Genomic DNA, 20,966 nt, shown 5'->3' with positions numbered 1-20,966 from the left:
GTACCTGGATATAAGAGAGGAATGAAGGGCCGTGGTCAGTGCGCGTCGGCGAGTTCGGCCTGCGAGCCGGTGGCGAGCGCGATGATCGCTTCCTGCGTGATGGGCGTGTGCGTGTGGCCGCCGAGTTCGCCGGCGATCTCGCCTTCGCGCATCACGAGCACGCGGTCGGCGACGCCGATGATTTCCGGCAGCTCGCTCGAGATCACGATCACGCCGACGCCCGCGCGGGCCAGTTCGTTGATGATCCGGTAGATCTCGGATTTCGCGCCGATGTCGACGCCGCGCGTCGGTTCGTCGAGGATCAGCACGCGCGGCTTCGTCTCGAGCAGGCGCGACAGCAGCACTTTCTGCTGGTTGCCGCCCGACAGCGCGCCGACGTTCACGTTCGCGTTCGGCACGCGGATCGACAGCGATGCGATCGCGTCGCGTGCGCGTTCGGCACCGCGTGCGAGGTCGAGCGCACCGAGCCGCGCATCGCGGTTGCATACGGAGATGTTGATGTTGTCGCGCACGCTCATGTCGAGGAACAGGCCCTGGCGCTTGCGGTCTTCCGTCAGGTAGACGAGGCCGGCGTCGATCGCGTCGCGCGGCGAATGCGCGCCGAACGTGCGCTCGCCCAGCTTCACGTCGCCGCGCGTGCGCGGCTCCGCGCCGAAGATCAGCCGCGCGAGTTCGGTGCGGCCCGCGCCGACGAGCCCCGCGATGCCGAGCACCTCGCCGGCATGCAGGTCGAGGCTGCAGCCGCGCACGCGCTCGGCGTCGGCGATGTCGCGCACCGACAGCAGCAGGTGGCCGGGGTCGTACGGCGCATGTTCCTTCTTGTAGAAACCGGAGATGTCGCGACCCACCATCATCGCGACGAGCCGCTCGGCCGACAGCGATTCGCGCTCGAGCGTGCCGACGTACGATCCGTCGCGCAGCACCGACACGCGGTCGGACAGTTCGTAGATTTCGGCCATCCGGTGGCTGATGTAGATGATCGCGAGACCTTCCTCGCGCAGCTGGCGGATCAGGCCGAACAGGTGCTCGGTCTCGCGCGACGACAGCGGCGTCGTCGGTTCGTCCATCACGAGGATGCGTGCACGGGTGTGCACGGCGCGCGCGATCTCGACGAGTTGCTGCTCGGCGATCGACAGCGTGCCGACGAGCGTGTCCGGACCGAACGGTGCACCGAGGCGTGCGAGCACGTCCTGGCAGCCGCGCGCCATCGCCGCGCGGTCGATGGTGCCCCAGCGCCGGTTGCCGCGCCGCAGTTCGCGGCCGACGTAGATGTTTTCCGCGACGGTCAGGTTCGGCGAGAGGCACAGCTCCTGGTAGATCACCGCGACGCCCGCATCGCGCGCGGCGAGCGGGCCGTCGACGTCGATGCGCTCGCCGTCGATCAGGATCTCGCCGCCGGCATCGGCGCGGTACGCACCCGACAGGATCTTCATCAGCGTCGATTTGCCCGCGCCGTTCTCGCCCATCAGCGAATGGATCTCGCCCGGATAGACGGTCAGGCTGACGTTGTCGAGCGCGCGCACGGCCGGAAACGTCTTGCTGATCCGGCGCATCTCGAGCAGCGGTCGGGGCGACTCAGATTGCGACATGGTTGACCTCCTGCGATTCGGTGCGGGCGCCCTTGAGGATGCCGGCCCGCGGGGAGAAGTTGAAGAACATCGGCAGTGTCGCGGCGCCGATCGCGCCGGCGTCGGCGCCGAACGTGCCGCGCACGAGCGTCGGGGTGCCGCGTGCTTCCGGCGCGGTGGCGACGAGGGCCGCGCGCAGGCGGGTCGTCACCGCATCGAGCAGGCCGGCGTCGGTATCGGCGTCGAGCACCACCACCGGCGCATCGACGACGCACAGCACCGCGCGCAATGCCGGTGCGAGCGCGTCGACGCAGTCGTCGATCCATTCGTCGACCGCCGGCAGGCCGCGCGCGATGCAGGCCTCGAGGTCGGCGCGGTTCTCGACCGTCTCGCCGTGATGGCGCAGATGGCGCACGAGCGCATGCAGCGACGCGCGGGCGAGCAGGATGTCCCACGGGCCACGCGGCGGCGGTGCGGACGCCAGCCGGCTCGGCGGCACGGGAATCACGGCGATGTCGCCGGCATTGCCGGTCACGCCGCGCAGGCAGTCGCCGTCGATCGCGATGCCGCCGCCGATCGCGGGACCGATGAACAGGTACACAAAGTCGTCGCACTGCCGGCCGTACCCGTAGAACAGCTCGGCGATCGCGGCCGCGTTGCCGTCGTTTTCGCCGAACACGGGCAGCGAAAGCGTGCGCCCGAGGTCGCTCGCGAAATCGATGTCTTCCCACGCAAGGAACGTATCGGGGGCGAGGCCGAGCTCGCGCATCCATGCGCCGAGGTTGTACGGCTGGGCGACGCCGACGCCAGTCAGGCGTGCACGTTCATGTTCGGGGAGCAGATCCTGCATCGCATCGATGTCGCGCCGCACGATCTCGAGCACGTCGGCGGGCGGGGGGAGCAGCGTGTCGTGCGAGCGGCGGCCGAGCACGTCGCCCGCGAAATTGACGAGCGCCGTCTCGATGCGCATCCGGTCGAGATGGACGCCGATGCCGAACGCGCCGCGCGGATCGAGACGGATCAGCGACGCCGGCTGGCCGCGCTGGCCTTCGGTGCGGCCGGCGAACTGGATCAGCTTCGCGTCGGCCAGCGACGCGATGATGCTGCCGACCGCCGTGCCCGTCATGCTCGCAAGGCGGGCGAGGTCGGCCTTCGACGCGCTGCCCGCACGGCGCAGCGTCTTCAGCAGCAGGCGCTCGTTGTAACGGCGCACGTTGGCCGAGTTGCTTCCCTGGCCGATGTGCGGGCTTCTCATGGCGTCTCCTTCCATGTTGCGTCGGCTGTCGACGCATTAAATAAATCACGTTGATTTATTTAACCGCGTGAGCGGCGGCGTGTCAGCCTAGGGAAATCCCGGTTTCGTCCGGAGATGAAGGCGGGGCGTGGGTTTGCGGGCCGTGGGTGGACGGTGCGCCACCGGAAATTTTCGAATTCGTCTGATGGATTTGCTGCTTGCCGTGCGTCACGATTGCCCGTCGGGCTGCGTATGACACGACGGCCCGAACGCGGCGATGCCTGCCGGGGCCGGGTGGAGCGGCACCGGCTGGGCCGCTTGTTCATTCGACGCGGTGCGGCGGAAGTCGTCCTGCGTCTGTTCTATTCGGGAGAAAAACATGCATCGCGCGACGCGTCCCTCGATATCGCTCCTCGATCCTTACACCGGCAGCGAACCGCTGCCGCTTTACGCGACGACGGTGACCGTCATCGGCGGCGAATCGGCGCATGGACGATCGTCCGGGCATGCGCGTTCGGCAACCGGCGAGCTCGATGTGTCGTTGCGCCTGCCGGTTGAACTGGGCGGCGCGGGTGGCGGCACGAATCCGGAGCAGCTGTTCGCGGCCGGTTTCGCGGCATGTTTTCATGGTGCGTTGACGCTGGTTGCGACGAAACGCCGGATTCGACTGCCGGCCAATCTCATGATCTCGGCCAGTACAACGTTTCAGCGCGACCCTGCGGATGGTTTGTTTGCGATCGCGCTCGACGTCGAGGTCAGCATGCCGGGGGTTGGCGCCGATGATGCCCGTGAGCTCGTCGCGGAGACCGAGGCGATTTGCCCTTACGCGAAGATGGCGAGGGAGGGGATTCGGCACACCGTGCGCGTCATCGGGACGGTATGAGCGCGATGTGAGGGGGTATTGCGCTTCCGGAGCGGAAATGAAAAAAGGCCGGCTAAAAGTCGACCTTTTCAAAAAACAGATGGTGCCCAGGAGAGGACTCGGTCACACATGCGCGACCCCGGCTGCGCTTGCAAGCGCAGCCTTTCGAGTCCTCACGCAAAGCGCACAGGCGCTTTGCTTCCTGGGCTTGAAATGAAAAAAGGCCGGCTAAAGCCGACCTTTTCAAAGAATAGATGGTGCCCAGGAGAGGACTCGAACCTCCACGATGTTGCCACCGCTAGGACCTGAACCTAGTGCGTCTACCAATTCCGCCACCTGGGCACGTTTCGCTTGCTGCGATGCGAAGACCGCTATTCTAGCGTGTCTGAAGGATCTGTCAACAGTATTTGAGGTCGCGAACCAAAACAATTTGATGGTTTGGTTGCGGCGCTAGGGAGGAGGGCATGTGCGGCAACACATCGTCGATGCATCGTGACGTCAGTGCGCGAATAAATGCTGCCGTGAGTGCGCGTGTCGATTCGACGCCGGAAATGAAAAAAGGCCGGCTAAAAGCCGACCTTTTCAAAAACAGATGGTGCCCAGGAGAGGACTCGAACCTCCACGATGTTGCCACCGCTAGGACCTGAACCTAGTGCGTCTACCAATTCCGCCACCTGGGCACGTTTTGCAGTAGCTGCTTGCTGCAAAGAAGTGAAATTATAGCGTGTCTGAAGAGACTGTCAACACAATTTGATCGGTGGCGATAAAAATATCGCGCGTTGCGTGTTCGGGGCATCAGACGCCGATCGGATCCGCGCGCTTTGCCGCGAAATTCCAGTGCAGCGCTTCGCTCGTGTCGACGCGGGCGGGCAGCAGACCGGCTGCGAGAAACGTATCGGCGATCTTCTGTTGCTCGCCGAAGTTCTGCGTGACCACGGCGCGTACGAGATAGCTGCGGCGCGCGTTCGCGCGCTCGATCGTCTTCGCGTCGAGTCCCCAGATCGGCGCAAGGGTATTGGCGGCCTCCTGCTGATGTTCGCGCAGCCACGTGCCGGCCTGCGAGAGCCGGTCGAACACGATCTGGATGACGTCCGGACGCGTGGCAGCAAAGCTGCTCGATGCGAGGTAATAGCGCTGGTACGAAGCAAGCCCGTTGCCGTCGGCCAGAATCCGCACGTCGGGGTTCGAGTCGACGGATGCGACATACGGATCCCACGTGATCCACGCATCGACGCTGCCGCGCTCGAACGCCGCGCGGCCGTCTGCCGGCGTCAGGTAGTGGATTGCCGCGTCGGCGGGGGCGAGCTTTGCGCGTGCGAGTGCGGCAAGCAGCAGGTAGTGGCTGCCGGCAGCCTTCGTGACGGCGATGCGCTTGGCCCTGAGATCGGCGAGCGTGCGCAGCGCGCTGTCGCGCTTGACGATAATGGCCTGCGCTTTCGGTGACGGTGCTTCCTGCGCGACGTACACGAAGCGCGCATGCGCGGCCTGTGCGAAGACGGGAACCGTGTCGGCCACGTCCGCGCTGAAATCGACGGCGCCGACATTGAGTGCTTCGGTCAGCGGCAAGCCGCTCGCGAACTCATGCCACGACACGCGCAGGCCGAGCGGCGCGAGCGACTGTTCCAGCGTGCCGCGCGTCTTGAGCAGCGTAATGAGCGTCGACGATTTCTGGTATCCGATGCGCAACGCGGATGGCGTGCTCTCGGCATGCGTCCGGATGCCGGCGGCGCTCAGGCCGGCGGCCAGTATCGCGCGCGTGAACGCGCGGCGCTTCATTGGCGTCATGGGGCGAACTCCTCGTTGGATTCGTCGATAACAAGGCGGCTAACGTACCAACGGGGAGGGCAATCGATAACCGATTAATTCTGCTATCGATCGGAGTGACGGGCATATGGCGCGGCCAGTGCGCGCAATGTGCCGCCGGAAATGAAAAAAGGCCGGCTAAAAGCCGACCTTTTCAAAAACAGATGGTGCCCAGGAGAGGACTCGAACCTCCACGGTGTTGCCACCGCTAGGACCTGAACCTAGTGCGTCTACCAATTCCGCCACCTGGGCACGTTTTGCAGTAGCTGCTTGCTGCAAAGAAGGGAAATTATAGCGCCCCAATTATCCGTGTCAACACTTTTTTGCGATGCGCCGCAAACCGGCCGCTGTGGCGCCTGCACGCGGCATTCGCGTCATTTGGCAACACAGGCGGGTGATAGAATGGTCCGCCGCCGTCACTATAGAACTGTCTGACGGACACTTCTATGTTGATGCCGTGCACCATCAGTCAACGCAACGAGAACAATCATCGACAAACCCTTGAGCAAATATCCGTACCCCATTCCGAGCCGTGAAGAGATTCTCGGCGTGCTGCGTACGAGCGACGCGCCGCTGGCCGCCAACGACATCGCCGAAGCGCTGTCGATCAAGCGCCAGGAGCGCGAGGGGTTCTTCCGCCGTGTCGCCGCGATGGAACGCGACGGCCAGATCCGCCTCGACAAGCGCGGCCATTACCAGCTCACTCATCCGTCGAACTTCGTAGCCGGTCGCGTGCAGGGGCATCGCGACGGCTACGGGTTCGTGATCCGCGACGACGGCCAGGACGACCTGTTCTTGCCGAACGGCGAAATGCAGAAGGTGATGCACAACGACCGCGTGCTCGCGCGGATCGTCGGCTACGATCGCCGCGGCCGGCCGGAAGGCCATGTCGTCGAGGTCACCGAGCGCGCGAACAAGCGCGTGATCGGCCGCCTGCTCAACGAGAACGGCGCGCTGATCGTCGCGCCCGAAGACAAGCGCATCGGCCACGACATCCTGATCACGCAGAACGTGAAGAAGGCGAAGGTCGGGCAGGTCGTGGTCGTCGAACTGACCGACTTCCCGAGCCGCCATTCGCAACCGCTCGGCCGGGTCGTCGAAGTGCTCGGCGACATCGACGATCCGGGCATGGAAATCGAGATCGCCGTGCGCAAGTACGGCGTGCCGCACGAATTCAGCCAGCCGGCGCTCGACGAAGCCGCCGCGCTGCCGGACAAGGTGCGGCCGGGCGATCTGCGCTTCCGCGTCGATTTGCGCGACGTGCCGCTCGTGACGATCGACGGCGAGGACGCCCGCGACTTCGACGATGCCGTCTACTGCGAGCCGACCAAGGTCGGTCGCGGCGACGGCTTCCGCCTGATCGTCGCGATCGCCGACGTGTCGCACTACGTGCAGCCGGGCAATGGCCTCGATACCGACGCGCTGGAACGCAGCACGTCGGTCTATTTCCCGCGCCGCGTGATCCCGATGCTGCCGGAGAAGCTGTCGAACGGGCTGTGCTCGCTGAATCCGCAGGTCGACCGCTGCGTGCTCGCGTGCGACATGGTGATTACCGCGCGCGGCGAGATCAAGGCGTACCAGTTCTATCCGGCCGTGATCCATTCGGCCGCGCGCCTGACGTACACCGAAGTCGCGGCCGTGCTGTCGAACACGAAGGGGCCGGAGGCCGCGCGCCGCGCGGACCTGCTGCCGCACCTGCAGGACCTGTACGGCGTCTACAAGTCGCTGTTCGCCGCACGTCAGAAGCGCGGCGCGATCGATTTCGACACGACCGAGACGTACATCGTCTGCAACTCGCAGGGCAAGATCGAACAGATCGTGCCGCGTCAGCGCAACGATGCGCACAAGCTGATCGAGGAATGCATGCTGGCCGCGAACGTCTGCGCGGCCGACTTCCTGAAGCGCAACAAGCACCCGGGCCTGTACCGCGTGCACGCGGGCCCGACTCCGGAGAAGCTCGAGAACCTGCGTGCGTTCCTGCGCGGCATGGGCCTGACGCTCGGCGGCGGCGACAAGCCGCATGCGAGCGACTATGCGGCGCTGATGGCGCAGATCCGCGACCGGCCCGACGCGCAGATGCTGCAGCCGATGCTGTTGCGCTCGATGCAGCAGGCCGTCTACAGCCCGGACAACATCGGTCACTTCGGTCTCGCGTATGAGGCGTACGCGCACTTCACGAGCCCGATCCGCCGCTATCCCGACCTGCTCACGCACCGCGCGATCTACGCGATCCTGTCCGGCAAGAAGTACGTGCCGAAGGCGCCGGACGGTTTCGAGCTGAACACCGCGCTGTCGCCGCGCGCCCGCGCGATGCAGCAAGCCGACGACGAAGCGCGCGGCCGTTCGCGCTCGAACACGGCGATCTGGGAAGAGCTCGGCCTGCACTGCTCGGCGAACGAGCGGCGTGCCGACGAAGCGTCGCGCGACGTCGAGGCCTGGCTCAAGTGCTACTTCATGCGCGACAAGCTCGGCGAGGAGTACGGCGGGATGGTGAACGGCGTCACGTCGTTCGGCATCTTCGTGCAGCTCGATACGCTGTTCATCGAAGGGCTCGTGCACGTCACGGAACTCGGCTCGGACTACTTCCAGTACGACGAGATCAAGAACGAACTGCGCGGCGAGCGCACCGGTATCCGCTATCGCCTGTCGGATCGCGTGCGCGTGCAGGTGAGCCGCGTCGATCTCGACGCGCGCAAGATCGACTTCCGCCTCGTGCGCGACACGCCGGTGAAGGCGCCGCGTCCCGCACCGGCGCCGGCTGCCGCCGGTAACGGTAACGATCGCGGCGGCCCGCGCGTGCGTTCGTTGCCGCTGGTGGAGGAGGCCGCGCCGCATCGCAAGAAGGCGGCCAGCGCGCCGACCGCCGCGGTGAAGGAAGCGCGCGCCGCGCGTGCGGCGAAGAAGAAGGGCGGTACTGCGGTGAAGACGGCCGCGAAGAAGGCACACGCCCGCAAGAAGTATTGATCGTTCGGGACGGCGCCAGCGCCGCCCTTGCAGCATCGAGAGACGCCGCGTTCTACCGGTCACCGGCCGGCAACGCGGCGCTTTCCTTTTCCATGGATCGCGGCCGCGCGCATTGCGCGGCCGCACGTTTGATCGAAGGTTGTTCCAGTCATGTCACGTCTGAAGGTTCTTTACGGTTTTCATGCGGTGACCGCACGTTTGCGGCACGATGCATCGACGGTTGCGGAGGTGCTGTACGACCAGACGCGCCGCGACCGCCGCATGCAGGACTTCCTGCACGCCGCGAAGGAAGCGGGCGTGCGGCTGATCGCGGCCGACGAAACGCGCCTGTGGGGCCTCGCGCATACCGAGCGCCACCAGGGCGTCGTCGCGCGCGTCGAGGACATCCCGCTCGCGCAGAACCTGTCCGAGCTGCTCGACGGCATCCAGGGGCCGGCGCTGCTGCTGGTGCTCGATGGCGTCACCGATCCGCACAACCTCGGTGCATGCTTGCGTGTCGCGGATTCGGCCGGTGCGCATGCGGTGATTGCGCCGCGTGACCGCGCGGTCGGCCTGAATGCGACCGCGGCGAAGGTCGCGAGCGGCGCGGCCGACACGGTGCCGTACATCACGGTCACGAACCTCGCCCGCGCGCTGCGCGAGCTGAAGGATGCGGGTGTATGGGTCATCGGCACCTCGGACGAAGCGTCGGCGACGCTGTACGACACGAAGCTCGACGGCCCCGTCGCCATCGTGATGGGCGCGGAAGGCGAAGGCATGCGCCGGCTCACGCGCGACACCTGCGACGAAGTGATGAGCATTCCGATGGCCGGCAGCGTGGAAAGCCTGAACGTGTCGGTCGCGAGCGGCGTGTGCCTGTACGAAGCGGTGCGGCAGCGGCGCGTGAAGGGCTGACTACGGGGCTGACATACGGGGCTGACCCACGCGGTCTCGCGCGATGCGCGGGCCGCCACGACCCGAACGACGCGAGCCGTGATTGCGCGCGGCACGCGGCTCCCGGAACTCGCGAACCATGACCCTGTTTCGCCTCGGCGCATCGTGCGCCGTCCTTGGCCTGCTGGCTGCCTGTACGTCGCCGTCGCTGCTCGAGCGCGGCACCTACTACGCCGACACGAGCCTGCACGCGCGCGGCGCCGATTCGCGGATCCGCTTTCTCGTGATGCATTACACCGAAAGCGACGAAGCGAAATCGCTGCGCACGCTGACGGGCGATTCCGTCAGCGCGCACTACGTCGTGCCGCCGCAACCGCCCATCGAACACGGGATGCCGGTCGTCTACCAGCTCGTTCCGGAATCGAAGCGCGCATGGCATGCGGGCATCAGCGAATGGCAGGGCACGACCGAGCTCAATGCGGCGTCGATCGGCATCGAAAACGTGAACCGCGGCCCGCTCGATCCGCAAAACCGTACCTGGCAGCCGTATCCGCCCGACCAGGTCGATGCGCTGATTGTGCTGTCGAAGGATATTGTCGAGCGCTTCGGGATTCCGCCGACGCGTGTGGTCGGACATAGCGATATCGCGCCGCAACGCAAGATCGATCCAGGGCCGCTGTTTCCGTGGCATGCGCTCGCGCAAGCCGGCGTCGGCGCATGGCCGGACGAGGCGACGGTGGCCGCGCGGCTCGGCGGTCGCGATCCGCACGCGCTCGTCGACGTGCGCGAATTGCAGCTGAAGCTCGCGCGCTACGGCTACGACGTGCCGACCGACGGCGTGCTCGACGTACGCACGCGACGCGTATTCGCCGCGTTCCAGATGCACTTCCGTCCGTCCGACTATGCGGGCAATCCGGATGCCGCGACCGACGCGATCGCGCAGGCACTGCTCGACAAGTATTTCCCCGCCACGCCGGCAGTCGGCCACGCGTCCGACACCGGGGCGCCTTGACCGTCGGCGTGCCCGGCGCCCACACCCTCGCGGAAAAAGCCCGGGCCGTCTTCCGAGTCCGGTAAACTGGCGGTTTTCCGCAATCCCGCTGTATTCCCACCCCATGACTCAAGACGAACTCAAACGCCTGGTCGGCCAGGCGGCCGCCGATTATGTGATCCAGAACGTGCCGGAAGGCGCCGTGATCGGCGTCGGCACCGGCTCGACCGCCAACTGCTTCATCGACGCGCTCGCGGCCGTCAAATCGCGCTACCGCGGCGCCGTATCGAGCTCGATCGCGACGACCGACCGCCTGAAATCGCATGGCATCAAGGTGTTCGACCTGAACGAGGTCGAATCGCTGCAGGTGTACGTCGACGGCGCCGACGAGATCGACGCAAGCGGCGCAATGATCAAGGGCGGCGGAGGCGCGCTGACGCGCGAGAAGATCGTCGCATCGGTGGCCGATACCTTCGTCTGCATCGCGGACGGCAGCAAGCGCGTGCCGGTGCTCGGCGCCTTCCCGCTGCCGATCGAGGTCGTGCCGATGGCGCGCACGGCGATCGGCCGGCGCGTGACCGCGCTCGGCGGCGTGCCGGTGCTGCGCGTGACGCAGGACGGCGCACCGTACATCACCGACAACGGCAACGAGATCATCGACGTGAAGGGGCTGCAGATCGCCGATCCGCGCGGTTTCGAAGCGCAGGTCAACGCATGGCCGGGCGTCGTGACGGTCGGCCTGTTCGCCGAGCGCGGCGCGAATCTGTGCCTGCTCGGCACGGCAAACGGCGTTGAAACGATCGTTTATCCCGGTTAATCACAACTGAATGAGAAGCAGTCCGTAATGGCGTCAGGATGCCGTAATGGATTGCATGTTTAAATTTGGCAAAAATCGCGGCCCGGCAAGCGCAGAGCGCTTTCCGGGCTTTTTTTGAAGCCTTATAAATCACCCCGTCAAAAAGAGGGATAACCCTGTCAGGTGTTTACCAGATAGCGAAATATCCTCGAACTCATCAACTTATAGATCATAAGAACAGTCGTAACCAGGGCCGGCGGAACTGCGGAGCAGGTGTTCGCAAATCGACGCACGGGGAGGTGTCATGGAGCAGGGCAAAGACCGGTCACTGGTCGCCAAAGTGATGGATGGGCTTGTCGAAGGTATCGTCGAAGACAAGTACGGCGGCATTCTGCCGCCACAGGACGTGCTATCGAAAGAGTTCGATGTGAGCCGTACGGTGATGCGCGAAGCATTATCGATGTTGCTTGCGCGCGACATGCTCGACGTGCGTCCGAAAGTCGGCACGCGCGTTCGACCGATGCGCGACTGGCGCATGATCGATGAGGACGTGGTGAGCTGGCGGTTTCGCGCGAAGCCGGATCCGCAGTTCATGCGCGACGTCATCGAATTCCGGATGCTGATCGAACCGCGCGCGACCGCGCAGGCGGCGGTCCGTGCGACGGCCGTCGACATTGCGGGCATCCGCGAGGCGTTTGACGCGTTCAAGGTGTTGCAACCGGGCGACCCCGGCTACGACACGGCGGACGAACTGCTGCACACGCGGATCGTCCAGGCGAGCGGCAACCAGTTCTTCCAGCAGATGGCGGCGATCGTGCGCGGTGCGGTGCGGCTCGTGAATCCGCGCGTCGTGCAGAAGGATGGTGCGCACGACATCGCGGTCAAGGCGCATGCGCGCGTCGTCGATGCGATCGAACGTCGCGATCCGCGCGAAGCCGAAGCGGCGTCGCTCGCCCTGATCGATTTCAGCGCCGACGAGATATCGCGCGATTTCTCCGTCGACGTGCCCGTACGCGCCTGAATTCGCACGCGTCGCTTATTCGTGAGCCGGCGAGCCGTTTATCATGACGGCCGGCCGGCAGCGTGCCGGCCACCGTCATACGACCGACACGGAAGATCCGGATGAACGACCTCGACAACCGCCCGGTGCGCTTCGGCATCATCGGCGCTGGCAGCATTGCATGCCGTTTCGCGCAAAGCCTCGCCCACGTGCCCGGTGCCGTGCTCGCCGGCGTGTGGGCACGCCGCGCCGACGCGGCAACCGCCTTCTGCGAAGGCTGCGGCGGCACGCCTGCCGCCAGCCTCGATGCACTTCTCGCGAGCGACATCGACGCGATCTACATCGCGACCCTCCACGACAGTCACGCGTACTACGCGCAGGCGGCGCTCGGCGCCGGCAAGGCCGTGCTGTGCGAAAAGCCGGCGACGCTGAACGCGGCGCAACTCGACGCGGTGCTGGATGCGGCGCGCGCTGCCGGACGGCTCTTCATGGAAGCGATGAAGCCGCCGTTCTTTCCGTTGTACCGTCAGTTGCGTGCGCACCTGCATGACGACCCGATCGGCGAGATCCGGCTCGTGCGCGCGGGCTGCGCGTCGTCGTCGGTGCCTGGCGATCATTCGGTCTATCGTCTCGATCGTGCCGGCGGCGCGCTGCTCGACATCGGGATCTACGAAGCGTTTCTCGCGGTCGACTGGCTCGGTGCCGCACGCGACGTGCAGACGCTCGGGCGCGTCGGCGCGACGGGCGTCGACGTATTCGCGAGCCTGAACAGCCGCCACGCGAACGGCGGCATCGCGCAGCTCTTTTGCGGGCTCGACGTGATGGGGCGCGGCGACGCGCTGCTCGCGGCGGCGGGCGGACACGTGACGATTCACGAGAAGTGGTGGAACCCTGCGCGGGCGACGATTCGCTATGCCGACGGGCGTAGCGTCGAACTCGATGCGCCGGTCGACGGCGGCGGCCTGAACTACGAGACCGCGCATTTCTGCGATCTGCTGCGCGCGGGCGAGCTCGAAAGCCCGATCATGACGCACGACCATTCACGACAGATGATCGCGATGACCGATGCGGCACGCGCGGCGCTCGGCGTGCGCTATCCGGGCGAGTAGGCGGGCGAGTAGGCAGGAAGGAAGGGGCCGGGCGCGCATCCGCGGCCCGGCGAGAGAGGCAACGTGCTCAGTGCCGCGCGGGCAGCGACAGGCGCTGTTCGTACCAGCGCTGGACCCATTCGAGGATCTGGCACAGCACCCAGTAGACCGCGGCGGCGGCGAGGTACAGCGGCAACGGCTGGTAGGTCGCCGCGATCACTTCCTGCGCGCTGCGCAGCAGCTCGGTCACGGTGATCACGGATACGAGCGACGTGTCCTTGATCAGGCTGATCAGGCTGTTCGACAGGCTCGGCACGGCGATGCGCAGCGCCTGAGGGCCGATCACGAAGCGCAGCGTCTGGCCCCACGACAGCCCGAGGCTGTATGCGGCCAGCCATTGGCCGCGCGCGATCCCGTTGATCGCGCCGCGCATGCTTTCGGACATGTAAGCGGCGACGTTCGCGGATAGCGCGATGACGCCGGCCGGCGTCGGATCGAGCGAGATGCCGAGGCTCGGCAGCCCGTAATAGATCACGAAGATCTGCACGAGCAGCGGCGTGCCGCGCATCAGGCTCACGTATGTGCGCGCGAGCCACGCGAGCGCGTTGACCCAGATGCGTTCGAAGCCTTCGAGCGGTTCGCTTTGCCGGATGCCCATCATCGCGAGCACGACGGCGCCGAACAGGCCGAACACCATCGACAGCACGGCGAACTTGACGGTCAGTACGGCACCTTGGGCGAGCACCGGCAGCGATTGGACGAGCAGGGACGTTGTCGACATGGAATACGAATCGGATGCGTGCGCGAAAGCGCAATCATAAACCGGACCGGTAAAACAAAGGGCGGCATCGTTTCGGATGCCGCCCTTTCCGGCCCGCCGTCAGGCGGGAAACAGAGGCGTGCTTACTTGATCGGCTTCGTCACGTCGATGCCGAACCACTTGTCCGAGATCTTCGTGAACGTGCCGTCGGCTTCGAGCTGCGCCATCGCGTCGTCGATTGCCTTCTGGAACTTCGGATTGCCCTTCTTGAACGGGATGCCCGACGGATTCGCCGAGCCGACGTTCGCGCCCGGGCGCAGCGGCAGTTGCGAGTTCTTCGTCAGGTACGCGAGCATCAGGCGGTCGTTCAGTGCCGCATCGAGGCGGCCGGCCGCGAGGTCGCGCAGGTACTCGGGCGCGCCCGGGTACGTCTTCACGTCGATGCCGGGAACCGACTTCGCCATGTCCATGTAGTTCGTACCGAGCGCGACGCCGAGCTTCTTGCCCTTCAGGTCTTCGAGCGACTTGAATTGGCGCGTGTCGTCCTTGCGCTGGATCAGCTGCGCGGACGAATACGTGTACGCGGGCGAGAAGTCGAGCGTTTCCTTGCGCTTGTCGGTGATGCCGACCTGGTTGGAAATCACGTCGAACTTGCCGGCCTGCAGGCCCGCGATGATGCCGCTCCATTCGGTCGTGACGAATTCGGCCTTCACGCCGAGCTTCGCGGCGACGGCCTTCGCGATGTCGACGTCGAAGCCGACGAGTTCGCCTTGCGGGTTCTTCGAGTTGAACGGCGGGAACGTGCCTTCGAGGCCGACGCGCAGCGTGCCGCGTTGCTTCACCTGGTCGAGGAGGTCGGCCGCATGTGCGGTGGCGGCGGCGAACGACGTGCCGATCAGGCCGGCGACCAGCAGCTTCTTCAGCAGCGAAATTTTCATCGTGTGAGCTTCCTTGCCCCAGTGGGGCGCTTGATTCTGACAGTGGGATCGATCATAGCAAAAATACAATCGACCACGAAATATCGTTTGTTTATGGCTATATTACGCGGTGCGTTCGCGCGCGATGGCCTTCACGCATTCGGCCACGAGCGCGGGGCCGCGATAGATGAAGCCCGTGTAAAGCTGGACGAGCGATGCGCCGGCCGCGAGCTTCACGCGCGCGTCCTCGCCCGAGAAAATGCCGCCCACGCCGATGATCGGCACCGCGCTGCCGACTTCGGCATGCAGCTTGCGGATCACTTCGTTCGATGCGTCGAACACCGGACGGCCCGACAGGCCGCCGGCTTCGTCCGCGTGCGGCAGGCCCTGCACGGCCGCGCGCGACAGCGTCGTGTTGGTGGCGATGACCGCCTCGATCTTGTGGCGCAGCAGCGTGTCGGCGATTTCCTTCACCTGTTCGTCGTCGAGATCGGGGGCGATCTTCAGCGCGAGCGGCACGAGCTTGCCGTGGAGATCGGCGAGACGCTGCTGCTTGTCCTTCAGCGCGGCGAGCAGCGCGTCGAGTTCGCCCGCGCCCTGCAACTGGCGCAGGTTCTTCGTGTTCGGCGACGAAATGTTGATCGTCACGTAGCTCGCGAACGGGTACACGCGCTCGAGGCAGTAGAGATAGTCTTCCGCGGCGCGCTCGATCGGCGTGTCGGCATTCTTGCCGATGTTCAGGCCGAGGATGCCGCGATAACGGGCCGCCTGGACGTTCTTCACGAACTGGTCGACGCCGTGGTTGTTGAAGCCCATCCGGTTGATCAGCGCTTCGGCCTGCGGCAGGCGGAACATCCGCGGGCGCGGATTGCCCGGCTGCGGGCGCGGCGTGACCGTGCCGACCTCGATGAAGCCGAAGCCGAGCGAGGCGAGGCCGTCGATGGCGGCGCCGTCCTTGTCGAGGCCGGCGGCGAGACCGACGGGGTTGCGGAACGTGAGCCCCATCACGGTGCGCGGCGCATCGGGCACGCGAGCCGACAGCGCGCAGGCGAGGCCCGTGCGGCCGGCCGCGCCGAGCGCGCGCAGCGTGAGGTGGTGAGCGTCTTCCGCATCCATCTTGAACAGGGATGCGCGGGCCAGCGGATAGAGGGAACTGAACACGGGAATTGGGCGGACGGCCGGAATGAATGACAACCCGCTATTTTACCGGGAGTTGCGCGGCAAGGGCGGGCTTCGCCTCGCACGCGCCGGCGGCGGCGCTTCTCGTGCGGTGCGGCGGCGCGTGCATGGGCGGAAACGGTGCCCGTTGCAGGCGCGAAGCCGCGCCGCGGGAGCGGCCCGTCAACCCGACCCGGAATGTCCGCCCGGCAGCGGTGCGCGGGCCAGTGCCGCGTCGACCGGCGGCAGGTCGACCCGCTCGGGATCGAGGATTTTCCAGCGGCCGTCGAGCAATCCTTCGAGCGGATGGAAGTTCGCCTTGTAGGCCATCTTCGGGCTCTCGCGGATCCAGTAGCCGAGATACACGTACGGCAGGCCGAGGCTCTTCGCCTGCTCGATCTGCCACAGGATGTTGTAGGTGCCGTAGCTCGTGTGCTGGTCGTCGGGTTCGAAGAACGTGTAGACCGACGACAGTCCGTCGCCGAGGATGTCGATCATGCTGACCATGCGCAGCTTGCCGGGTTCGCCGCCCGGCGCGTCGAGGTCGCGGAATTCGACGAGGCGCGAATTGATCCGGCTCTGCAGCAGGAACTGCTCGTACTGGTCACGGCTGTCGCGGTCCATGCCGCCGCCCGCGTGGCGCGCGGACTGGTAGCGCATGTAGAGCGCGTAGTGCTCCTCGTCGTAGTGCAGCGGCGAGACCGTCGCGACGAGCGCGCGGTGCCGCTTCCACATCCGGCGCTGCGTGCGCGACGGCGTGAACGCGCAGACCGGCACCCGCACCGGTACGCAGGCACGGCAGCCGTCGCAGTACGGGCGGTAGGTGAACACGCCCGAGCGCCGGAAGCCTGCCTTGACGAGCTCGGTATAGATGTCGGAGTTGATCAGGTGGCTCGGCGTCGCGACTTGCGAGCGCGCGATGCGGCCGTCCAGATAGCTGCACGGATAGGGCGCCGTTGCATAGAATTGCAGCGCCGAAAGCGGTGAAAGCGGCAGCTCAGTCGGGTGAGTCATGGGCAGCTCTCGATGCAGGGAGGGAGTGCCGCGCTAGCGCTCGGTCCCGGAGGGCGCCGCCGTTTCGGCGGGGCCCGTCAGCGCGGCGAGCACGCGCTTGTCGAACTGCCACGGAATCGGCGGTTCGGCTACCGCGCGGCGCACGTGAGCGACAAAGGCCTTGCGTGCGATCTCGCGGCCGCCGAGCGACGCTAGATGCGACGTATTCTGCTGGCAGTCTATCATCTCCAGCCCCTGCTCGCGAAGGTGGGCGACGAGCGTCGCCAGCGCGATCTTCGACGCATCGGTGGCGTCGGCGTACATCGACTCGCCGAAGAACATCCGCCCGAACGCGACGCCGTAGAGGCCGCCGACGCGGCGCCCGTCGTGCCACGTCTCGATGCTGTGCGCGTTGCCGGACCGGTAGAGCGATGTATACGCGTCGATGATCTCGGCCGTGATCCAGGTGCCGCGCTGCCCGCGGCGCGGCGCCTGCGCGCACGCGCGCATCACGCCCGGAAAGTCATGATCGACGCGCACTTCCCACGTCGGGTCGCGCAGCACGCGCCTGAGCGTCTTGCGCAGCGATGGGGATACCTTGAATTCGGCCGGTGCGAGGATCATCCGCGGGTCGGGGCTCCACCACAGCACGGGCTGGCCATCCGAATACCACGGGAAGATGCCGCGCAGGTAGGCGTCGATCAGGCGCGACGGCAGCAGGTCGGCACTCGCGGCGAGCAGCCCCGGCGCGCCGGTTGCAGGACCGAGCGCGCGTTCAATGGGCGGAAACGGATCGTCCGGGCCGAGCCAGGGGACCATGGGGCGCGGGCTCAGCCGTTGCGCAGCGAGCGGAAGATATCGCCGGTATGCACGCCATAGTCGCCGGCGGCGCGATCGGCGAAGAAGAAGCGCAGGGTCTGGCTGACGGTCGGGAACGCGATCTCGTCCCACGGAATGTCGGCTTCGTCGAACAGCTTGACTTCGAGGCTTTCCTCGCCGGCCTCGTAAGCCGGATCGGTGAGCCGCGCCAGATAGAACAGATGGACCTGATGCACGTGCGGCACGTTGAGCAGCGTGAACAGATTCTGCACCTCGACGCGCGCGCCGGCTTCCTCGAGCGTTTCGCGCGCGGCGGCTTCGGCCGTCGTCTCGCCCATTTCCATGAAGCCCGCCGGCAGCGTCCAGAATCCGTAGCGCGGTTCGATCGCGCGGCGGCACAGCAGGACCTGATCGCCCCAGACCGGTACCGTGCCCACCACGTTGCGCGGATTCTGGTAATGGATCGTGCCGCAGTGATCGCAGATGAAGCGCTCGCGGTTGTCGCCCGGAGGAATGCGCGCGATGACTTCGTGACCGCAGACGGAGCAGAATTTCATGACGAGTGGAAGGGACGAGGTGATGCGAGTGTATCACCGGGGCGAGGCATTCTCGAACGCGACCGCGTGTGTGCGGCGTGCCGCGCGCAGCGCAACGTGCGGTGCGCGGGATCGGGCGCGAAAAAACAAAAAGCCCGGCGCAGGGCCGGGCTTTTTGCATGAATCGGGACGTTGGTTGCGGGGGTAGGATTTGAACCTACGACCTTCGGGTTATGAGCCCGACGAGCTGCCAGACTGCTCCACCCCGCGTCCGTCGAAGAAATGAATTATATGGACTAACCCGAATGCTTGCAAGCACTTTCTCACAATCGCGATGCAATCACGGGCGGGGCCCTTGTAGGGCCGGTACGGCAGGCGCGTGCGCTAGAATCGAGCGGTTTGCATGTGCGGTTCATTCCTGCAGCGGAGTCGTGCGCGAATTGCGTCGGTGCCGTTGCACCACTCACTACTGCATCGACGGATTCATGGACATCGCTCACGATCTGCAATCGATCGGCGCTCAGGAACAGGCGCTCGTGTTTCCCCATTTCGACCCGGCTCGTGCCTGGGCGCTCGGCAACCGGATGCATGCGCTCGCGACCTCGCGCGGTCACGCGATCGCGATCGACATCGTCACGTTCGGCCAGCCGCTGTTCTACGCGGCGCTCGCCGGCGCGACGCCCGACAACGCCGACTGGGTGCGCCGCAAGCGCAATGTCGTCGCGCATTTCCGCCGCAGCTCGTATGCGATCGGCTTGCGCATGCAGCAGGCCGGCGCCACGCTCGCGGACAAGCACGGGCTGCCGGTCTCCGAGTATTCGCCGCACGGCGGCGCGTTTCCGCTGACCGTCGCGGGGGCCGGCGTGATCGGCTCGATCACGGCATCGGGGCTGCCGCAGCGCGCGGATCACGAGTTCGTCGTCGAAGCGCTGTGCGCCGAACTCGGGCAGGACTATGCCGTGCTGGCGCTTGCGAGGAGCTGAGCGATGCAGCTTCCGGGTTACGCATGGCTCGCGATCGCGATCGTCGCGGAAGTGATCGGCACGTCCGCGCTGCGCGCGGCGGACGGCTTCACACGCTTCTGGCCGTCGGCGCTCGTCGTGGCCGGTTACGGCATCGCGTTCTACTGTCTGTCGCTCACGCTGCGCACGATGCCCGTCGGCATCATCTATGCGGTGTGGTCGGGCGCCGGCATCGTGCTGATCACGCTCGTCGCGATGCTGCTCTATCGTCAGGTGCCGGACCTGCCGGCGGTGATCGGCCTCGGGCTGATCGTCTCGGGCGTCGTGGTGCTGAACCTGTTCTCGAAGATGCAGGCGCACTGAGCGTGCGCCCGCGATACGCCGGATGGCTCACATGACCGATTCCACTTCCGCTTCCGCCGACGCCGCCCAGCCCGACGTGCGCGCGTATGTCTCGAACCGCATCGGCTATCTCGAACTGAACCGGCCGAAGGCGCTGAACGCGCTGTCGGTCGGGATGATCCGCCTGATGCAGCAGGCGCTCGACGCGTGGCGTGACGACGCCGACGTGGTCGCCGTCGTCGTGCACAGCCCGCATCCGCGGGCGTTCTGCGCGGGCGGCGACGTGCGCTTCTTTCACGACGCGTGGCAGCGCGGCGACCGCGATGCGGTGGACATGTTCTTCATCGAGGAATACACGCTCAATCACACGATCTTCGCCTATCCGAAACCGTACATCGCGCTGATGCACGGCGTCGTGATGGGCGGCGGCATGGGTATTTCGCAGGCGGCGCGGCATACGGGCGGCTTGCGTGTCGTCACCGATTCGACGAAGGTGGCGATGCCCGAAACGCGCATCGGCCTGTTCCCGGATGTCGGGATGAGCTGGTTTCTCGCGCGCACGCCGGGCGCGATCGGCCGCTATCTCGCGGTGACCGGCGCGACGCTCGACGCGGCCGGCGCACTGTATGCGCAGCTCGCCGACGTCTACCTGCCCGATGCCGCGCTGCCGGCGCTGCTCGATACGCTGCGTAGCGCGCGCATCGACAGCGGGGCGCAGGCCGTCGCGTGCGTGGCCGACGCGGCTGCCGCGCACAGGGTCGTGCCGACGCCCGACACGTCGGCGCTGGCCGACGCGCGTGCCGGGATCGATCGGCATTTCGCGCAAGCCGACATCGGTGCGATCCTCGCGTCGCTCGACGCCGAGCAGGATTGCGCGGCCGTCGACGGATGGGTCGAGAAGGCGACCCACGCGATGCGCAGCCAGCTGTCGCCGCTGTCGATGGCCGTATCGCTCGAAGTCGTCGAACGGGCCCGTGGCGCGACGATGGCCGATTGCCTGCGGCGCGATCTCGACCTCACGCGTTCGACGTTTGCGCACGGCGACGTGATCGAAGGCGTGCGCGCGCTGATCGTCGACAAGGACCACCAGCCGGTCTGGCGCTTCAAGTCGACCGCCGATATCGACCGGGCCGACGTGCTCGCGATGTTCGACAGCCCGTGGACGCCCGACACGCACCCGCTGCGCAACCTCAAGGACTGACGCGCCGCGGTATCGACGTGAAAAGCAAAAAAGGCCGCCTGCACATGCAGGCGGCCTTTTCACTGGCGGATGCCGATCGAGCTCGGCGGCGGCGGGCCG

The 20,966-nt window shown here is 66.3% G+C and carries 19 protein-coding genes and 4 tRNA genes; 10 read left to right on the top strand and 13 right to left on the bottom strand.

What is annotated here, in order from left to right; translation table 11 throughout:
- Positions 1–35: 35 nt before the first annotated feature.
- Entirely contained in the window at positions 36–1,589 is a 1,554-nt protein-coding gene (locus DIE22_RS06945) for a sugar ABC transporter ATP-binding protein (RefSeq protein ID WP_124500518.1), read from the bottom strand.
- Positions 1,576–2,823 carry an ROK family protein gene (locus DIE22_RS06940; RefSeq protein ID WP_124500519.1) on the bottom strand — a complete coding sequence of 416 codons (1,248 nt, stop codon included), beginning with the start codon at positions 2,821–2,823 and terminating at the stop codon, positions 1,576–1,578. The genes DIE22_RS06945 and DIE22_RS06940 overlap by 14 nt, the downstream gene beginning before the upstream one ends.
- A 358-nt stretch (positions 2,824–3,181) precedes the next feature.
- Here DIE22_RS06940 and DIE22_RS06935 point away from each other — a divergent pair, with 358 nt between their 5' ends.
- Positions 3,182–3,685 carry an Ohr family peroxiredoxin gene (locus DIE22_RS06935; RefSeq protein ID WP_124604778.1) on the top strand — a complete coding sequence of 168 codons (504 nt, stop codon included), beginning with the start codon at positions 3,182–3,184 and terminating at the stop codon, positions 3,683–3,685.
- A 234-nt stretch (positions 3,686–3,919) separates the two neighbouring features.
- On the opposite strand, the gene DIE22_RS06930 is transcribed toward DIE22_RS06935, so the two are convergent.
- The 4 genes from DIE22_RS06930 to DIE22_RS06915 form a co-directional block, all read right to left on the bottom strand.
- Positions 3,920–4,006, bottom strand: a tRNA-Leu gene (locus tag DIE22_RS06930).
- Positions 4,007–4,257: 251 nt separating this feature from the next.
- Positions 4,258–4,344 (bottom strand) — tRNA-Leu (locus tag DIE22_RS06925).
- Positions 4,345–4,459: 115 nt separating this feature from the next.
- Positions 4,460–5,449, bottom strand: a complete 990-nt coding sequence (locus DIE22_RS06920; RefSeq protein WP_124604777.1) for an aliphatic sulfonate ABC transporter substrate-binding protein — start codon at positions 5,447–5,449, stop codon at positions 4,460–4,462.
- A gap of 183 nt (positions 5,450–5,632) precedes the next feature.
- Positions 5,633–5,719, bottom strand: a tRNA-Leu gene (locus DIE22_RS06915).
- Between the two features lie 249 nt (positions 5,720–5,968).
- Between DIE22_RS06915 and rnr the strand changes: the two genes are divergently transcribed.
- The 6 genes from rnr to DIE22_RS06885 all read left to right on the top strand — a co-directional run bounded on the left by rnr (position 5,969) and on the right by DIE22_RS06885 (position 13,200).
- Positions 5,969–8,431: a ribonuclease R gene (gene rnr / locus DIE22_RS06910; protein ID WP_124497475.1), complete on the top strand. Its 2,463-nt coding sequence runs from the start codon at positions 5,969–5,971 to the stop codon at positions 8,429–8,431.
- Between the two features lie 150 nt (positions 8,432–8,581).
- A complete protein-coding gene (gene rlmB, locus DIE22_RS06905) occupies positions 8,582–9,325 on the top strand; it encodes a 23S rRNA (guanosine(2251)-2'-O)-methyltransferase RlmB (RefSeq protein ID WP_124497476.1) in 744 nt (247 codons plus the stop codon).
- A 118-nt stretch (positions 9,326–9,443) separates the two neighbouring features.
- Positions 9,444–10,316 carry an N-acetylmuramoyl-L-alanine amidase gene (locus DIE22_RS06900; protein ID WP_124604776.1) on the top strand — a complete coding sequence of 291 codons (873 nt, stop codon included), beginning with the start codon at positions 9,444–9,446 and terminating at the stop codon, positions 10,314–10,316.
- Between the two features lie 103 nt (positions 10,317–10,419).
- Complete coding sequence (gene rpiA, locus DIE22_RS06895; protein ID WP_124497478.1) at positions 10,420–11,112, top strand: ribose-5-phosphate isomerase RpiA; 693 nt, start codon at positions 10,420–10,422, stop codon at positions 11,110–11,112.
- A 283-nt stretch (positions 11,113–11,395) separates the two neighbouring features.
- Entirely contained in the window at positions 11,396–12,112 is a 717-nt protein-coding gene (locus DIE22_RS06890; protein WP_124497479.1) for a FadR/GntR family transcriptional regulator, read from the top strand.
- A 101-nt stretch (positions 12,113–12,213) separates the two neighbouring features.
- Entirely contained in the window at positions 12,214–13,200 is a 987-nt protein-coding gene (locus DIE22_RS06885) for a Gfo/Idh/MocA family protein (RefSeq protein WP_124604775.1), read from the top strand.
- Between the two features lie 67 nt (positions 13,201–13,267).
- On the opposite strand, the gene DIE22_RS06880 is transcribed toward DIE22_RS06885, so the two are convergent.
- From DIE22_RS06880 to DIE22_RS06850, 7 genes are all read right to left on the bottom strand, one after another.
- Positions 13,268–13,960: an amino acid ABC transporter permease gene (locus DIE22_RS06880; RefSeq protein WP_124497481.1), complete on the bottom strand. Its 693-nt coding sequence runs from the start codon at positions 13,958–13,960 to the stop codon at positions 13,268–13,270.
- A 122-nt stretch (positions 13,961–14,082) separates the two neighbouring features.
- Positions 14,083–14,877: a cystine ABC transporter substrate-binding protein gene (locus tag DIE22_RS06875; RefSeq protein WP_124497482.1), complete on the bottom strand. Its 795-nt coding sequence runs from the start codon at positions 14,875–14,877 to the stop codon at positions 14,083–14,085.
- Positions 14,878–14,979: 102 nt separating this feature from the next.
- Positions 14,980–16,017: a quinone-dependent dihydroorotate dehydrogenase gene (locus tag DIE22_RS06870; protein ID WP_124497483.1), complete on the bottom strand. Its 1,038-nt coding sequence runs from the start codon at positions 16,015–16,017 to the stop codon at positions 14,980–14,982.
- 180 nt (positions 16,018–16,197) lie between these two features.
- Positions 16,198–17,028: an arginyltransferase gene (locus tag DIE22_RS06865; RefSeq protein WP_124604774.1), complete on the bottom strand. Its 831-nt coding sequence runs from the start codon at positions 17,026–17,028 to the stop codon at positions 16,198–16,200.
- A gap of 33 nt (positions 17,029–17,061) precedes the next feature.
- Positions 17,062–17,826 carry a leucyl/phenylalanyl-tRNA--protein transferase gene (aat, locus tag DIE22_RS06860; protein ID WP_124604773.1) on the bottom strand — a complete coding sequence of 255 codons (765 nt, stop codon included), beginning with the start codon at positions 17,824–17,826 and terminating at the stop codon, positions 17,062–17,064.
- A gap of 11 nt (positions 17,827–17,837) precedes the next feature.
- On the bottom strand, positions 17,838–18,383 hold the full coding sequence (locus DIE22_RS06855) for an NUDIX hydrolase (protein WP_057924364.1): 546 nt from the start codon (positions 18,381–18,383) through the stop codon (positions 17,838–17,840).
- 172 nt (positions 18,384–18,555) lie between these two features.
- Positions 18,556–18,632, bottom strand: a tRNA-Met gene (locus DIE22_RS06850).
- Positions 18,633–18,847: 215 nt separating this feature from the next.
- Here DIE22_RS06850 and DIE22_RS06845 point away from each other — a divergent pair.
- Genes DIE22_RS06845 through DIE22_RS06835 form a run of 3 tightly spaced genes read left to right on the top strand, consistent with a single transcriptional unit; the run spans position 18,848 to position 20,867 of the window.
- Positions 18,848–19,345, top strand: coding sequence for a heme-degrading domain-containing protein (locus tag DIE22_RS06845; protein ID WP_124497487.1), 498 nt, complete (start codon positions 18,848–18,850; stop codon positions 19,343–19,345).
- Between the two features lie 3 nt (positions 19,346–19,348).
- A complete protein-coding gene (locus DIE22_RS06840; RefSeq protein ID WP_124497488.1) occupies positions 19,349–19,687 on the top strand; it encodes a multidrug efflux SMR transporter in 339 nt (112 codons plus the stop codon).
- 31 nt (positions 19,688–19,718) lie between these two features.
- Positions 19,719–20,867 carry an enoyl-CoA hydratase/isomerase family protein gene (locus tag DIE22_RS06835; protein ID WP_124497489.1) on the top strand — a complete coding sequence of 383 codons (1,149 nt, stop codon included), beginning with the start codon at positions 19,719–19,721 and terminating at the stop codon, positions 20,865–20,867.
- Positions 20,868–20,966: the final 99 nt, after the last annotated feature.

The sequence above is a fragment of the Burkholderia sp. Bp9142 genome (assembly GCF_003853415.1).
Classification (GTDB): Bacteria; Pseudomonadota; Gammaproteobacteria; order Burkholderiales; family Burkholderiaceae; genus Burkholderia.
Note: the sequence above shows the minus strand (reverse complement) of the source record. Positions and strands in the feature narration are given on the sequence as shown.